This is a genomic window from Vibrio sp. SCSIO 43155, assembly GCF_023716605.1.
Classification (GTDB): Bacteria; Pseudomonadota; Gammaproteobacteria; order Enterobacterales; family Vibrionaceae; genus Vibrio; species Vibrio harveyi.
In genome coordinates this window covers 2120408-2133782 of the sequence record NZ_CP071853.1, presented here as the reverse complement: position 1 = coordinate 2133782, position 13375 = coordinate 2120408, and the positions used below count along the sequence as shown (strand labels likewise).

Here is a 13375-nt window from a genome sequence, read left to right as displayed (position 1 = left end):
TAGCTTGCTGGGAAAATTCTTACAATGAAAAAGAAAAAAAGAGCAGCATCTATTTACGATGTGGCTAAGTTGGCTGGGGTATCACCGAGCACCGTTTCACGTTTCCTCAACCGTACAACTTTTGTCTCGGACGATAAAAGCCAAAACATAGAGAAAGCGATCAAGTCACTGGGCTATAAGCCGAACTATCAAATGGGACAAGGCACCAATACGCGTTCCATGACGATTGGCGTTCTTATCCAACATCCGGAAAGTCCGCACACCAGTCGTATCCTTAACGATATGGAAAAGGTTCTGAATGCTCAGGGGTACTCGTTGGTGATTGCGACGGGACATTGGCAGCGTTCATTGGAATCGCATGCTTTGGAGTATTTGGCGAAGAGCAATGTCGATGGCGTCATCATTGTAACGGGCAGTTTGACGGAAGCGCAGATACTGGAATATGCAGAGCGAATTCCGGTTGTTGCGGTTGGATACAATGTCATTGGCGATAAGGTTCGATCCATAAATATAGATAATGTATTGGGTGGATATATGGCGACACTGCATTTGATGCAGCAAGGTCATGTTAACATCGCGCATATTAAAGGGCTTTTGAATCAACCAGACGCCGTTGCTCGCTTTGTTGGCTACAAGAACGCACTGCAAGAGGCTGGCATTAAAGTGCTACCAAAATTGGTTAAGCAAGGCGACTTCAGCAGTGAGTCCGGTTACGCCAAAACCGTTGAGTTGATCGAATCCAAAGTGCATTTCTCTGCGTTGTTTGCTGCCAATGACCAAACGGCTTATGGAGCAATAAAAGCTCTGCATGACCATGGTTTTCGTGTACCAGAAGATGTATCCGTGATCGGTTTTGATGATTTGCCGACCTCACAGTATTTTACGCCAGCATTAACCACGTTGCGCCAGCCGATTGAAGAAGTCGGAGCGCTCAGTGCAGAGTCCATTCTTAATTTATTGAGTGGTGAGAGACACGAGGTGCGTTTGCCACCTATTGAGTTGATTGTTCGTCAATCTACTGCTTCAAAGTTTCGTCAGTCAAGCTAAGGCAATCCGTCGAATGCATTAGAAAATATTTTCCGAAACTCGACGAAATTTTGTTGTATTTGTGACCAAACTCCGTCTAGAATTCGCGCCTGCATTTTGGTGGTTAAGTGTTCAATTGCCGAAATGTCCAAATTCTAATAAATCTAATTTTTTGAACTGCCTCACAGTTTTTCTGTGGGGCAGTTTTTAGTTGTAGGAAAGGTCTCAATTCATGCCTAAAAGCCAGAATATCAACCAGCGTATGTCTATCGTGGCATTGGCTTGGCCGATACTTGTCGAAATATTGCTACGGACGGCTTTAGGAACCAGTGATGTATTCATGCTGAGTGGTTACTCGGATAAAGCCGTCTCTGCGGTTGGGGTTATCACGCAGCTCACGTTCTTCCTGATCATCGTATCCACCTTTGTGAGTAGTGGCACGGGCATCTTGATCGCGCAATACAACGGTGCAGGGCGTGAGAAAGACTCCGTTGATGTTGGCGTTGCCAGCGTAGCTTTGTCCGTTATTGTCGGTGCATTTTTGAGTGTGCTTGCTGTGATCGGTGCGGTGTTCTTCTTACCTTACTACGGGTTAGAGGCGCAGGTTGAGCAATACGCAAGAGAATACTTGCTGATCAGCGGTGCGATGACGTTCAACGTAACGATTGGTATCGTCTTCACCACAATTCTGCGCAGCCATGGTTACTCACGCTCACCAATGGTGGTGAACCTTATCTCTGGTGTATTCAATATCATTGGTAACTACATTGCTTTGTACCAGCCTTTTGGTTTGCCTGTGTATGGCGTTGAAGGCGTTGCGGTGGCGACTGTCGTCAGCCAAGTGATCGGTACTTTGCTATTAGGCGTGATTTTGAAACGCAGCAGTATTGAATTGCCAATGTCTAAGCTCAAACAAGTTCCGAAAGAGGTCTACAAAAAGATCTTAAAAATCGGTGGCATGAACGCGGGCGAAGTACTGTCTTACAACATGGCGCAAATCTGCATCGTGTACTTTGTGGTGCAAATGGGTACCTCTTCGCTAGCGGCATTTACCTATGCGCAAAACATCGCACGTTTCTCTTTCGCGTTTGCGCTCGCGATTGGTCAGGCAGCGCAAATCCAGACAGGGTACTACATAGGCAAAGGTTGGGTGACCAGCATTTTGAAACGCGTGCAGATCTACTTTTTGATTGGCTTTGCGGCGTCAACAGCAGCGACGTGTTTGATCTACCTATTCCATGAAGAGATTCTGAGCGTGTTTACCGATCAGCCAGAAATCTTGGCATTGGCGGGCGCATTGGTCATGGGGTCAATCGTGCTAGAAGCAGGACGCGTGTTTAACCTGATCTTCATTTCGGCACTCAAGGGGGCGGGCGACATCAAGTTCCCAGTACAGATGGGTATTCTGAGCATGTGGGGCTTAGGTGTGGTGTTCTCTTACATTTTCGGCATTCACATGGGTTATGGCGTGATTGGTGCTTGGATGGCAATTGCTCTAGATGAATGGGTGCGCGGTATCATTATGGCAAGACGCTGGCGCTCTCAAGTGTGGACGAAGTTTAAAGTAAGTTAACTTCCGTTCATAAAAACCAGAGATTCCAGACATCTCGTTCCTCGATTCTGGAATGACGATGTTCAGCTATGGTGATTGGAAACTTTGTTCTATAACGCGTCATTCCCGATAGCGACGTAGGAGCGCAGTCGGGAATCTCTTACTTGCTCTAAACGTAAAAAAGGCGCTGTAACTCAGCGCCTTTTTGCTATCTGCTTTTCACGTAGAGTCACTTTAAAACTCACACTCTGCTTGGAAACACATACGCTCCTTGCTGTACGGATGATCCAACTCTAACATCTCCGCATGCAAATGCAGACGGTTGGCTTTCTCGCCATATAAGCCGTCGCCAACCATCGCCATGTTCAAGCCCATGTGGTGGGCACTGTGTACACGCAATTGGTGGGTACGCCCCGTTTTCGGGTACATGTACACCTTGCTGCGTCTGTCTTTTATTTCAATCAGTTGCCAGTAAGTTTCGGCAGGTTTACCGTGCTCAAAGCACACAAGTTGACGTGGACGGTCATCTGGATCGCCACGCATCGGGAGCGAGATTTCACCTTCAGGCTCAGTTAATACACCTTCAAGCAGTGCCATATAACGCTTTTGTACGCCGCGAGTGATGAACTGCTTTTGCAAGCTCTTGTTCGCGCGTTTGGTTAAAGCAAACACCAAAATCCCCGAAGTCGCCATATCTAAGCGATGAATCACAAATGGTCCTTCGGCATCTGGGAACATTGTTTGAAGACGTGTGTACGCGGAATCCTTGATAGTTTTACCCGGAACAGAAAGCAGACCCGATGGCTTGTTGACGATTACCATGGCTTCATCTTGGAACAGTATTTCTAACTCTTTATCTTCTGCCCAATTTTCTGCCAATGGATTTGGCTCCACATCCAAGCCTTGCAGCATGTGCCCCAAAATCGGCTGACACTTGCTGTTGCAAGATGGGTAAAACTTTTTGTGTTGGCGCACTTCCGATTTCGGCGATACGCCCCACCAAAACTCAGCTAATGCTAGTGGTTGGTAGCCATGCTTGTATGCGAACTGAAGCAGTTTCGGAGCGGCACATTCACCAGAACCGGCTGGTGGTACTGGATTGGTAGTAGGAGCAAAAATGTCCACCAAGTCGCGTTCTGCGTTGCGGTTGTCCAAGAAGCGGTATTGCTTATGCAGTTTGTGTTGTAGAGCATTAGACAAATCTTTGCGCTGCTCTTTGAGCCCTGCCAGTGTTTGTTCTAGCTCGGCTAAGCGTGCTTCTTTGATTGCCAGCCTTTCGTTCCAAGCTTGTTTGAGGTACTTGAGCACATTCTTCTCAGCAACGCTTTGTTTACCCAAATCATCCAGTAGCGCTTTTAGATCTTCTGGATTTAAGGTTTGCTCGCCTTGCGTACGTTGCTGTTTTCGTTCTGCACGACCGGTAATCATCACTTGGCGCTGGACATTCTCTTCTTGTTGATACGCTTCGCGGTCGGCTTTAATTTCTGCTTTCAGTTGTGCCAGTTCTGGATTAGCAGCAAAGGCTTTGTATTCCGCATTCGCCGCGTTAATAGCATCCGTCTCGCCACGAAAGAAACCTTCTTCCGTCAACATGTCGAATACGGGTGGAACAAAACCAGGGAGCAAGTTTTGATCGGCAATCTTGCCAGAGAACGCACTGAAGTAGCCAATCTCACCTTGTGGATTACGCACTAGCAAAACACCGAACATCTTACCGCGTCCACTTTGCTCATCCTCAAGACCAAAATCGTGCACAAAGTCAGTTTGTGTCATGAGGTGCTGCTGTAATTGCTCGGCAGCCAATACACACAATGGGTGAGGGGTGTAGTAGAACGGAAACGTAAACTGCGCTGGCAAGTTATAGCCAGAAATGTCTGCAGAAAATCGAGTAAAGCATTGTTCAGGCGAGTGCATGAGAGTGAGTCCGCGCGAAATAAAAATCGAGCACGGATTGTACCTGTTTTGGCTGTGATTGCTATTCGAAGGCGCTCCTGGGCTGACGGTATCGGCTTGCTATGACTCCTTATCTCAATGATTTTCATTGCTTAGAACGCAGAAATTAGGATTGCGTTTGAAATGATTAATTTGAGTGATGTACTGTTTTGATTGATAAGAAAGAGCGTTGTTCTCGAATGATTTATTAGATGCAAAAGGAAAAGCATGTCGAAACTGGTGTTGGCATTGATACGATTTTATCAACGCTATTTATCCCCACACAAAGGGTTCCGTTGTGCTCATGCGGTGTACTACGGCACGGATTCTTGTTCTGCAGCCATCAGCAAAATAATTCAACGTAAAGGCGTGTTTTCTAGCTATACCAGTGTTCAAGACCAGTTTACACGCTGTAGACATGCTCATCAGCGTCTTCAAACTGAGGAACCTTCCCGTAATCGCAAGCGGCGTAAGAACAAAGACTCATCTTGTGTAACGGATATGGGATGCAACTCTTTGGATTGCGTCCCGAGTGATGCCTGTAGCGGTGGCAATGATTCACCTTGCAATTGTTGGTAATGGACTCTGTACGTAAATAAAAAGGAATGTGATGACCACTGATCAACTCAAAACTCTGTTTGAAAATGATTTGCGACATAAGCTCGAACCGCTGGAAGCTTTACGTTTAGAAGCGCTTCGTCGCCGCAAGTTTCTTGGTGTCGCGGTGTGTGTTTTCTTTGGAGCAGTGGCATTTGATATTGCCACCTTCGCTACCATGTTTGTGCTCTTGGCATTGTTGCTCGGCGGTTGGGCTTACTTCAACAAAAAGCACAATGAGTATCGTACAACCTACAAGCAATACATTATGCAGAGTTTGTTGGCACACATTGAGCCTTCACTGACTTGGGACCCAAGCCGCAAGCTTGACAAAGATACCTTTGAACGTAGTGGTTTGTACTTAGACCGCTGTGATGGTTTCGAAAGTGATGATTTTATTTCGGGTACCATCGGTGAAGCCAAAGTGGTGATGTCTGAGATTCAAGCATCAAAGCTTATCAGCTCTGGAAGTGACAGTTCGAGTAAGCATCACGTATTTTTTGCGGGGCTGTTTTGCGAAATCGACGTTCCGATGAATGAAGACATTTGCACCTTTGTGCTGACTGATCGTGATGATACCCCAACCTTGCGCGAAAAGTTGTGGGATAGCTTCTTCAAGATTCAAATAGGTAAACGAGTCCGACTGGGCAATCCAGAATTTGACCAGCAGTATGAGGTGTATAGCGACGATTTAGACACGGCAAAGCAATTGTTAACGGATGAATTGATTGAGCGTGTGCTGACTTTTCGTCGTGAAAGTGAGTTTTCTAGCTTGTCGCTTTCTCAAGTAAACGGAAAGCTCTACATCGCCATCTCGCATTGGAAAGAGCTGTTTGAGCCTAAATTGGATGAACCTGCGGGTGAGTTTGAAGCGGTCGCGGAGATTTATCGTGAGTTGGATTTCTTGATTGGCACGGTTCGCAGTTTAGATCTTATGCGACCAATGATGGAGCCTGATAGTGTCGTAGAAACGGCGTAATCCCCTGTTATTCTCAAGCTGAAACTCGGTAAAGACTCGGTGATTTCAGCTTGAGATTCATCCAAGATCCTGTACCTTAGCGTGACTATTTTTTGCAGCTTGTTTTCATTCAAAGAGTGACCTGAGCTGCTTCACTTTTGAGTTAAAGTCATGTCACAAGCTAGCATCAAATTCATTGCCACCGATATGGATGGCACCTTACTTGACCAATATGGTCGTCTAGACCCAGAGTTTTTTGATCTGTTTTTACAGCTTGAAGAGAAGGGCATTTTATTCTCCGCAGCGTCAGGTCGTCAGTACTATAGTTTGCGTGATACGTTTGCGCCAATTCAAGACCGTATGATTTACGTGGCAGAAAATGGCACCTTGGTGATGCACCAAGACAAAGAGCTTTATAGCTGCACCATTCCGAAATCGGAAATCGATGAGATAGTAAAAGCGGCACGTGCGGTAGAAGGCACACACCTTGTACTGTGTGGTAAGCGTTCGGCTTACATCGAAACCAAAGATCCAAAAGCGTTAGAAGAGTTCCAGAAATACTACCACCGTTGTGAATACGTGCCGGATTTGCTGGCAGTAGAGGACGAATTTATCAAGGTCGCAATCTGTCACTTTGGTGGCTCTGAAGAATTGGTATTCCCTACAATGAGTGAGAAGTTTGGTCACAGTCATCAAGTGGTGGTGAGTGCGAAGATCTGGCTTGATGTGATGAACGCAGAAGCGTCAAAAGGGGCGGCGATCAAGCACCTTCAACAAACCATGGGTTTCGGTCCTGAAGAGACGATGACGTTTGGTGATTACCTCAATGACCTAGAAATGCTGCAAGTGAGTGAGCATTCCTATGCGATGGAAAACGCACATGAAGCAGTAAAAAAAGTGGCGCGCTTCTCAGCACCAAGTAACCGTGATTCGGGTGTGATGAAGGTCATCAAAGAAAAAGTGCTTTAATCGCCGCTTAGCGAATCTCAAGCATAAAAAAGCCCCGCCATTTGATGAGCGGGGCTTTTGTTTGTCTAAGGCTCAAACAGGTATGAGTTAGCGTACGTATTTCGCTGTCGCACTTACAAACCAGTGTTGTAGCTTGCCATCTGGGTTTTCTACCCACAAATCATTGTGATAACGGTAAATACGACCATTCACGGTTAGAGCTAGCATGTTGTCGCCGGTTTGCTCCATACGAATAAACTGATCAGAAGTCACCAAAAACGGCTCTAGGTTTTCGGTGCTTGCGCCTTTGTATACAACAAAGTAACCGAACATGTTACCCGCGTCAGGGTCTGTAGAGTGAATGCGATGACCAACCAGTATGTAGTTGTCGTTGAGCGCCTCTTCGAGGGTTTGTGCGCCCACTGTCTCGTGGGATGGGATAAAGACCCAAGCCAACACACCAAGCGCGATCACTAGCAGTAATAACACCGCTCGCATGAAATTTTTCATCATGGTTATCCGTTTAACGTTGGAATTTCATTTTGTACATGCGCTTATCCGCTAAATTGATTAGGAAGTCAATGTTGTCGGCGTCTTGCGGGTAGCTCGCTGCACCTAAACTGGTGGATAGGGCTCCGGCTTGGTCGGAGGCGAGAATCGGTTTCTCAAACACTACATGGACGTGGTGCGTTGCTTCGGTAATTTTGTTCTCGTCGGTTGTGTTGATGATTACGGCAAACTCGTCACCACCCATGCGATAGACAGTAAAGTCATCCAATGCCATGTCGTTTAAGCGCTTTGCTATCTCGATTAAAGCGATGTCACCCGCTTGGTGTCCCAACGTATCGTTTATGTTCTTAAAGCCGTTCAGATCGAGTAGGAGCAGCGAAAACGGGGTTTTGGTTTCTTCCTTGCGATGTAAATCGAGAAACAAAGCACTGCGGTTGGCAAGATTCGTCAGTGGATCACTTAACGCGAGTTGTTTGTGGAACTTTGATTCTTGCTTATAGAAGTAGGTCAGCAGCGCCACGGTAAGCACGAAAATGCCCAACAAGATGTACTGCGCTTGCAGTAAATTGTACGCACGAACTTGCTGTTGCTGATAAAGCGGGCTTGCAACACGGAAGTTCTGGGTGACGTAGTCAATCATTTCCATGTATAGATTTTGCGTTGCGCGGTAAAACTGATTAGCAGCCACGCTGCTGCCTGTTTTGGCTTCAACTAAGATGGGTTCGAGTTGTTGAAATTTATCGAATAGAGAGACAAAGTACACGCGTACTTCTTCTCTTGATAGGAAAGAGTCCGCTTCTTTGTTGTTGATCAGCAAATCAAAACGGCTCCAAGCTAACTCATATTGCAGCTCGGCTCCATCAATGTTCATCACGCTCTCATTGAGCCGACGCGCTTCACCCACTAATTCCGATAACTCTTTAGATAAATGAAATAAAAACCAAGTCGCTTGGTTTTGTTGGGCAGAGTAGCTTTGGGTAAGTGCTCGGGTTTCTTTCAATAATACGATGTTGGCGAGCAGCAATGTCGATGAAAAAATCAACAACAATAACTTACTCTTAGTCGAAAATGGACCTTGTTTTGTAGGATGGGGTTTCGCCTTCATTGTTATTCTTCTTTCACGCTGATCCTGTTGATTTGCCAGACCATTTGCGAATGGTATGGGGCAATGTCTAGTTCTGGGTATTTATTTATAGAATAGATCAACCAGTAGGGACCTTTGTTTCGGATCTTGATGTATTTATGATTTTGTTTGTACGCCACGATTGGCTGGTAACGAAGGATATCTTCACGAGATAAATCGGAGTGGTAGTCATTCAATGCACGTACTTCAACGCGCTGGGGTACTTGTCCAAATGCATTTTGTAATAGGATGCTTAACTTAACGCCTTCAAACTCGGCTGGCGTTTCGAGCCAAGGCAGTTTGGTGGTGTAGGTAGTTTGAGGCAATGACTCTAGGTCTTTTAATGCCACAACAACATCGGATTTCTCAGGACTGCTAAACTGTATCGTGTTTGCAAAAAGTGTCGGTGCAAACAAAAGCAAAGCGAGTGCCACTGTTTTTCTCATCTTGTGCCCTTTGATTTATTGCCCTTGTTTCGGCGGGATAGCGTCACTACACCGATCCGCAGAAATTTCGGTTATTTATTAATAATAGAGCCAACTTGATGGATTTATATAATACGTTATGGGTGAAAAGTAACCGTTGGTGGAATATACGTCAAGGTTAATGACATAGTTAAAAATAGAACTATTGGATGAATACATTATTTAGTCTATTTTGTGTGCAGTTTGCCTCACGTTGTCTAACTTTCGCGACACTTTCATCTCATTAGGAGAAGCGATATGTTTGATTGGTACTACAGGGTCATCCTCAATTACTCCAACTTTAGTGGTAGGGCTAGACGCCAAGAGTATTGGTACTTTACGTTAGTGAATGTGTTGGTCAATTTAGTGATGGGCATCATCGATCGAGTGATCGGCAGTGTGATGCAAATGGACAATTTTGGCTTCTTTGGTGTGATTTATGCCCTGTTCATTATGATCCCATCGATTGCGGTTACCGTGCGGCGTTTACACGACTCAGGACGAACTGGGTGGTGGGCGTTGATCGCTTTTGTGCCCATCATTGGTGTCTTAGTGCTGCTGTACTTTCTCATCCAAGACAGTGAAGAAGGCTCGAACCAATATGGTGCGAACCCGAAACATGAGTAGAGATTTGGCTCTGAATCCAGCATCTTGAGGTTACTGGGTATAAGTGGGTTTAGATGCCTGAGCCCACTTGGAAATACACTGCACTGTCTTCATCGCTAAAGGCGAAGTCCATGCCTGCTTGCAGACCATAACGACGAGCGATGAGGTAACGAAAGCCCACGCCGTAAGCGTATTCGGCGTTGTTTTCGAATAGTGATGCTTCGGTTGAAGCGTAGCCAAAGCCGCCGAAAACATTCGTCGACCAGCGCGTGTTCCACTGATAGGTCAGTTGTGATTCGACTGACAGTGTCTCGTCCCCTTGATAACGATTTCTCGCAACGCCACGCAGTTCAATGTCTGGATAAGACGCTGGTGGTAAAAAGCGTTCGTCAGTGTAAAGAGATTTGTATTGACCACGTAGCGCTAGCGACCATCGATCCGCTAACTCCCAATAGTTAATGCCTTCCACATCCAGTTGTTCGTATTCGTAATCACTGCCAATCGCGTCGTTGTACCAAAGGTATTCGGCTTTGTAGTTGTAGCCTTGCGTCGGACTAAAGAAGTTGTTTCTGCTGTCCCATTCCAGTGTCAGACCCAATCCAGAGGTAGTCGGGGAGGTATTGGTCAGGGTTTGCAATAACTTATCGGCAACAGGGGAGTTGGTGATTTTCTGATCGGTGACGAAATAGAGCTGTTTCACACCGATAAACAGCGGAGCATCAATAATGCGGTATTGAAGATGGTTGAGCATGCCACCGCCAGTTATTTCGAAATCCAACCCTTTGCCGTTAAAGACGCTATCTAAGCCCGGCAAGGTGGATTGCGGATAGAAGGTCATATTGAAGTCGCCATAACCCACTCCACCTAGGTAACGCACCGTGTCTTGCGCCCACGTCCGGCGGTGCCCTAAGAAGCCCATCCAAGTGCCGTTTTCGGTGGCGAAACCACCGATTGCAGTAATGGCTGGTGTTAGTAGCTGCGCACCACCATCGAGAGAGGTTTCTGCCAGTTTGCGCCTTTTCTCCCGTTGCTCATCGGATTCATGCAAAAACACGCCAGTGAAGCCCAAGCCATAGCCCACGGCGGGCTCGGTAATCATTATCGGGACGGGCAAAAATCCATAAGCGTTTTCAGCCAGATATTCTCCCATGTCCAATTGCCCATCAATGGGATCAAAAAAGTTGATTGCCTGAGCCATTGGAGAGGCGAGCAAAAAGCTGAAACAGGTGGTACTAATGATAACTGACGATGGTTTTTTCATAGGGTCCTATTCGGGTCTATAGACCCTAGTAAGCGAATAGCGTTCCCTTACAAGTTAGACACCAATCAGAGCAATTGCAATGGTGGTTTTGTAAAGAGAAGGTGAGTGTTTTTAAAACGCAAAAAGCCACCCAATAAGTGGGTGGCTTTGTATATTTAACCATTCAGTTTTTTATCGTTTTTCTTATGTCACAACCAAGGTTAAGCAAATAAGTACTTAGCGTGGAAGTTCAAGTGTTCAGCGATAAAGCTAGAGATAAAGAAGTAGCTGTGGTCGTAACCTGGCTGCATGCGCAGTTCAACTTCAGAATCATGAGCTTTTGCTGCCGCCAGTAACGCATCAGGCTTCAATTGCTCAGCAAGGAAGTTATCAGCATCACCTTGGTCTACCAAGATTGGCAATGGTGATTTTGCTTGTTTGAGTAATTCACTTGCGTCGTATTGTTTCCAGCTTTCAATATCGGTGCCTAGGTAAGCGGTAAACGCTTTCTGACCCCAAGGGCATTGCATTGGGTTACTGATTGGACTGAAAGCAGAAATTGAGCGGTACTGCTCTGAATTTTTCAAACCAATGGTAATTGCACCATGACCACCCATGCTATGACCCGAAATCGACTTCACGTCAGAGACAGGGAAGTTGCTTTCAATGATCGCAGGTAGCTCTTGGGTGATGTAATCGTACATGTGGTAGTGACGCGACCACGGCTCTTGAGTGGCGTTTAGGTAGAAACCCGCGCCTTTCCCCAAATCGTAGTTCTCGTCGTCTGCAACGTCGTCACCACGTGGGCTAGTATCCGGTGCCACAATGGCGATACCTAACTCAGCAGCCATGCGAAACGCACCGGCTTTCTGCATAAAGTTCTCATCAGTACACGTCAAACCAGACAACCAGTAAACCACAGGCACTGGGTTTGATTTGGTTGCATTTGGCGGCAAGAAGATCGCAAAGCGCATGTTGCAATTTAAAGCGCGAGATTCGTGTGTGTATTGTTTATGCCAACCACCGAATACTTTGGCTTGGCTTAGGCTTTCAATGGTCATGGATAATCTCTCGATAAAACAATGTTTGTTTGAAACTGTGAGTATTTAAAACAATGATTTTTAACGGTGGACAAGACCGTTAAAGACAGCGGATGGCTCTCTTCCCAAAAGAAAACGTGTCCAAGAGAGAAGAGAGCCTGTTTCAAATTTTCAAATATCAGTCATATTACGTGAACCGTTATCTTGGATTATTTATCCATGTGAAGAACGGTACGGATAGATTCACCTTTGTGCATCAGTTCGAACGCTTCGTTCACGTCTTGTAGACCCATCGTGTGCGTGATGAATTCTTGTAGACCGAACTCGCCAGCCATGTAACGGTTTACGATTTCTGGAAGCTCAGAGCGACCTTTAACGCCACCGAAAGCAGAACCGCGCCATACGCGACCAGTTACCAGTTGGAATGGACGAGTTGAGATCTCTTGACCTGCACCAGCAACACCAATGATTACTGACTCACCCCAACCTTTGTGACAGCACTCAAGTGCTTGACGCATCACGTTTACGTTACCGATACATTCGAATGAGTAATCAACACCACCGTCTGTCATCTCAACGATAACGTCTTGGATTGGCTTGTCGAATTTCATTGGGTTGATGCAATCAGTAGCACCAAGTTGTTTCGCTAGGTCGAATTTGCTTTCGTTGATGTCTACACCGATGATGCGGCTTGCACCAGCCATACGAGCACCGATGATTGCAGAAAGACCGATACCGCCTAGACCGAATACAGCAACTGTGTCGCCTTTTTCAACTTTAGCTGTGTTTAGTACCGCACCCATACCAGTGGTTACGCCACAACCTAGAAGACAAACTTCTTCAAGTGGTGCTTCTTTGTTTACTTTCGCTAGTGAGATTTCTGGAAGAACCGTGTACTCAGAGAAAGTAGAACAACCCATGTAGTGGAAAATAGTCTCACCGTTGATAGAGAAACGGCTTGTGCCATCTGGCATTAGACCTTTACCTTGAGTTTCACGAACTGCCTGACATAGGTTAGTTTTGCCAGATTTACAGAACTTACACTCACCACATTCAGCGGTGTAAAGTGGGATAACGTGGTCGCCAACTTCAACGCTTGTTACGCCTTCGCCAACCATTTCAACGATACCGCCACCTTCGTGACCAAGGATTGAAGGGAAGATACCTTCTGGATCGTCACCTGATAGTGTGAATGCGTCAGTGTGACAAACACCAGTTGCTACGATGCGTACTAGCACTTCGCCCGCTTTTGGAAGTTGTACATCAACTTCTTCCATTTTAAGTGGCTCGCCAGCAGCCCATGCAACCATTGCTTTTGATTTAATGTGAGTTTGACCAGGTTTGATTTCAAGCGACATTGGATGTTTCCTTTATATTCT

At 46.0% G+C, this 13375-nt stretch carries 13 protein-coding genes; 6 read left to right on the top strand and 7 right to left on the bottom strand.

What is annotated here, in order from left to right; all coding sequences use genetic code 11:
* Window positions 1-24 precede the first annotated feature (24 nt).
* Together J4N44_RS26385 and J4N44_RS26380 are read left to right on the top strand one after the other, a co-directional pair.
* Entirely contained in the window at window positions 25-1047 is a 1023-nt protein-coding gene (locus tag J4N44_RS26385) for a LacI family DNA-binding transcriptional regulator (protein WP_009696617.1), read from the top strand.
* 211 nt (window positions 1048-1258) lie between these two features.
* Window positions 1259-2599 carry an MATE family efflux transporter gene (locus J4N44_RS26380; RefSeq protein WP_005449001.1) on the top strand — a complete coding sequence of 447 codons (1341 nt, stop codon included), beginning with the start codon at window positions 1259-1261 and terminating at the stop codon, window positions 2597-2599.
* Between the two features lie 213 nt (window positions 2600-2812).
* Here J4N44_RS26380 and J4N44_RS26375 read toward each other — a convergent pair whose 3' ends face one another.
* Complete coding sequence (locus J4N44_RS26375; protein ID WP_252045467.1) at window positions 2813-4492, bottom strand: RluA family pseudouridine synthase; 1680 nt, start codon at window positions 4490-4492, stop codon at window positions 2813-2815.
* A gap of 246 nt (window positions 4493-4738) precedes the next feature.
* On the opposite strand from J4N44_RS26375, the gene yidD reads away from it, so the two are divergent.
* From yidD to J4N44_RS26365, 3 genes are all read left to right on the top strand, one after another.
* Window positions 4739-5089, top strand: a complete 351-nt coding sequence (yidD, locus tag J4N44_RS28235) for a membrane protein insertion efficiency factor YidD (RefSeq protein ID WP_079401627.1) — start codon at window positions 4739-4741, stop codon at window positions 5087-5089.
* Between the two features lie 31 nt (window positions 5090-5120).
* Window positions 5121-6086: a DUF3137 domain-containing protein gene (locus tag J4N44_RS26370; protein ID WP_005447272.1), complete on the top strand. Its 966-nt coding sequence runs from the start codon at window positions 5121-5123 to the stop codon at window positions 6084-6086.
* A gap of 150 nt (window positions 6087-6236) precedes the next feature.
* A complete protein-coding gene (locus J4N44_RS26365; RefSeq protein WP_005447273.1) occupies window positions 6237-7034 on the top strand; it encodes a Cof-type HAD-IIB family hydrolase in 798 nt (265 codons plus the stop codon).
* 87 nt (window positions 7035-7121) lie between these two features.
* Here J4N44_RS26365 and J4N44_RS26360 read toward each other — a convergent pair whose 3' ends face one another.
* The 3 genes from J4N44_RS26360 to J4N44_RS26350 are packed head-to-tail and all read right to left on the bottom strand — an operon-like array spanning window position 7122 to window position 9092.
* Window positions 7122-7526 carry a hypothetical protein gene (locus J4N44_RS26360; RefSeq protein ID WP_053053284.1) on the bottom strand — a complete coding sequence of 135 codons (405 nt, stop codon included), beginning with the start codon at window positions 7524-7526 and terminating at the stop codon, window positions 7122-7124.
* A 10-nt stretch (window positions 7527-7536) separates the two neighbouring features.
* Window positions 7537-8628, bottom strand: a complete 1092-nt coding sequence (locus J4N44_RS26355; protein WP_005447275.1) for a GGDEF domain-containing protein — start codon at window positions 8626-8628, stop codon at window positions 7537-7539.
* 2 nt (window positions 8629-8630) lie between these two features.
* Window positions 8631-9092 carry a putative pterin-binding protein gene (locus J4N44_RS26350; RefSeq protein ID WP_005447276.1) on the bottom strand — a complete coding sequence of 154 codons (462 nt, stop codon included), beginning with the start codon at window positions 9090-9092 and terminating at the stop codon, window positions 8631-8633.
* A 276-nt stretch (window positions 9093-9368) separates the two neighbouring features.
* Between J4N44_RS26350 and J4N44_RS26345 the strand changes: the two genes are divergently transcribed.
* Window positions 9369-9737, top strand: coding sequence for a DUF805 domain-containing protein (locus J4N44_RS26345; protein ID WP_017189737.1), 369 nt, complete (start codon window positions 9369-9371; stop codon window positions 9735-9737).
* A gap of 49 nt (window positions 9738-9786) precedes the next feature.
* Here the strand turns inward: J4N44_RS26345 and J4N44_RS26340 are convergent, their stop codons facing one another.
* The 3 genes from J4N44_RS26340 to J4N44_RS26330 all read right to left on the bottom strand — a co-directional run bounded on the left by J4N44_RS26340 (window position 9787) and on the right by J4N44_RS26330 (window position 13354).
* Window positions 9787-10977 carry a BamA/TamA family outer membrane protein gene (locus J4N44_RS26340; protein WP_252045466.1) on the bottom strand — a complete coding sequence of 397 codons (1191 nt, stop codon included), beginning with the start codon at window positions 10975-10977 and terminating at the stop codon, window positions 9787-9789.
* A gap of 200 nt (window positions 10978-11177) precedes the next feature.
* Window positions 11178-12017: an S-formylglutathione hydrolase gene (gene fghA / locus J4N44_RS26335; RefSeq protein ID WP_005447282.1), complete on the bottom strand. Its 840-nt coding sequence runs from the start codon at window positions 12015-12017 to the stop codon at window positions 11178-11180.
* Window positions 12018-12205: 188 nt separating this feature from the next.
* Window positions 12206-13354: an S-(hydroxymethyl)glutathione dehydrogenase/class III alcohol dehydrogenase gene (locus tag J4N44_RS26330; protein WP_005434809.1), complete on the bottom strand. Its 1149-nt coding sequence runs from the start codon at window positions 13352-13354 to the stop codon at window positions 12206-12208.
* Between the last annotated feature and the right edge of the window lie 21 nt (window positions 13355-13375).